3 protein-coding genes are annotated in these 2,208 nt (G+C 48.7%); all 3 read left to right on the top strand.

Features of this window, described 5'->3' with window-relative positions:
* Positions 1 to 79: 79 nt before the first annotated feature.
* Positions 80 to 241, top strand: a complete 162-nt coding sequence (locus J4G07_04950) for a hypothetical protein (protein MCE2413329.1) — start codon at positions 80 to 82, stop codon at positions 239 to 241.
* A 493-nt stretch (positions 242 to 734) separates the two neighbouring features.
* Entirely contained in the window at positions 735 to 1,043 is a 309-nt protein-coding gene (locus tag J4G07_04945; GenBank protein MCE2413328.1) for a hypothetical protein, read from the top strand.
* Between the two features lie 218 nt (positions 1,044 to 1,261).
* Positions 1,262 to 2,208, top strand: a 947-nt coding sequence (locus J4G07_04940; GenBank protein MCE2413327.1) for a hypothetical protein, incomplete at its 3' end; no start/stop codon positions are given.

The raw sequence follows: 2,208 nt of genomic DNA, 5'->3' as shown, positions 1-2,208 counted from the left end.
AGAATACCAAAACCAGCCCTAAAAAGACTGACAATCGTTTGTTTACACCTGTCTAAATTTTGAGAAACTGAGGATTTTTGTGAAAAGATACATCTTACTTACGTTGGTTCTGACTGTTATTGTTATAGGTCCCTTTGCTTATCAGAAATGGAGCGAAGCGAAACGGTTACAACACATTAGAGAGACAAAACAGCTCGCTGCTCAGATTCATGTGATGCAGAAGTTGGCGTTGCCAGAATGACGCGATTATGTGCGTCAACAGGACGCATCGCGTCAAACAGACGCAGTTTGAAATAGATCTGGATTCGAGAGATAACAAGGGAATTTGAGAATAAGGAGAAGCTTCCATTTCTTCAGGGATAGTTTTTGGTAAACCGAGTGGGAGATACTGCTCTCTCAATTTCAGTGTGTTCGACAGAGATCGCGTGTTTTATGAAAGGGATTGGCACGGAACTTGCTAACTCTGGTCTAACGTGAGTTTCGGTGTGAATGCATTAATTTTATACCGAACTCACCGTTGTTGACGATTTTCGTTTTTTTAGACGAAGTCGTTTTTGTAGTGGCAGTCTCCGATATTTTTTCATAGGTGCGCCGAAGGGGGTAGAAACACCGATCGGCGCGGAAAGCTCTGCCATAACCTGACTCTGACAGTGCTCACCTAATTGTAGCATAGGATGGATGTATTTTGTGAGACTTTTAGGTGAAGCACCTTACAAAAAAGGAGATAAACTCTCATGCAGACTCATGTCGTCGAACTCACGAAACAGCGTCTCAGTGACTTCTTCGTCAAAGAAGATGGTCATGTAGCGCATAAGAATGCCTTCGTCGCTGGCACGGTAGCAACAGGAGCGATCTTCGCTTCAATGTTACTCGCGCCTGATATCACAGAGGCTAATCATGGCGTCGAGGGTGAGCATTATTGTGGTGATGACCAAAAGCACACTCATTGTAAAACGGACACGCACGTTTGTTGCTCCGGTGATGCTGATGACGGTGGGGTACGCTATTTCTGTGCCCCCAAAAGGGACGGCTGTCCTGCGTAGGCAGATGTGATAAACGAACTTAGCTGATTGTGTCTTAAATGCACATTTCGGACAGAGGTTCGTTTTCGCAAGTTTTTCCACATAAAGTAAAGGACCCTCAGGAGAAATCTTTAGGGTAGAGTTTGTGCGGAAGAGGTTGAGAAAGGCACTGTTTTTCGCTTTTTTCGCACATTCTTGACATTCGGTTTGTATTCAGAAGGAGGTGTCGATAATGGAGTATGTTTGGATTTGCTGTTGTGGTGCTCTCTCATTTTGTAATGGAAAATGCTGATGCGAACGAGTGGCGGGTGATCTCCGAACTCCGAACGCAACGAGCTGGATTCGCGACCGCTGTAGTAGAGGGTAAGATTTATCTCATCGGTGGCACGCTTTTTGAACATGAGCAGGGTGTTGAGCGGCCTGAGCTTGGCCCTGGTATTTGGCGGGGTCCGTTTGGGATGTCCTTGGTGGAGGTCTATGACCCAGAAACCAACACGTGGCAGAGACTCACAGATATGCCGACTGTCCGTTCCGGTGCTAAGGCGGCTGTTGTTGCTGGCAGGATTTATGTCTTGGCAGGAAAAGTGGGGAAGGATAACCGGGCGGTGAATCTCACAACTCTGAAAGTTGTCGAGATGTACGACCCGCAAACCGACACGTGGGTCCGAAAACAGGACATGTCCCGTCGCCGTGCGGCATTCGGCATCGGGGTGGTTGCTGGCAAAATTTATGCCATTGGTGGGACTGTTGATCTTCAGCCTGAGGTTCCGTGGCGCGTTGATCTTGTGGAAGTCTATGATCCTGCAAAGCGAGCGGACATGCCGACACGACGCCGTGCCGTTCAGGCAGCGGTTATTCGGGACACCCTTTACGCCATGGGTGGGTCTGGGTGGCCACCAGCTGGGGGTGGAGGTCCCTTTCTCGGGACGATTGAGGTCTATGAACCGAGAATCAACCGGTGGACGAAGAGAGCTGACATGCCCAATCCGAGAACGGTATTTTCGACAGTTGTTGTTGCGGATAAAATCTATCTCACGAGTGGGATGCGAGCGGGTGATGGGCGTCTTGCTCCTGTTGAAGTGTATGAGCCGGCTACTGAGAGATGGCGTGTGATTTCTGCGAGGCCAACCCTGTGGTCGCCATTTGGTGTAGCAGCGGTCAACGGCAAGATTTATGTCTTTGGTGG

This window comes from Candidatus Poribacteria bacterium (assembly GCA_021295715.1).
In the GTDB taxonomy this organism is placed as follows: Bacteria; Poribacteria; WGA-4E; order WGA-4E; family WGA-3G; genus WGA-3G.
This window is presented reverse-complemented; position numbering and strand designations above follow the sequence as displayed.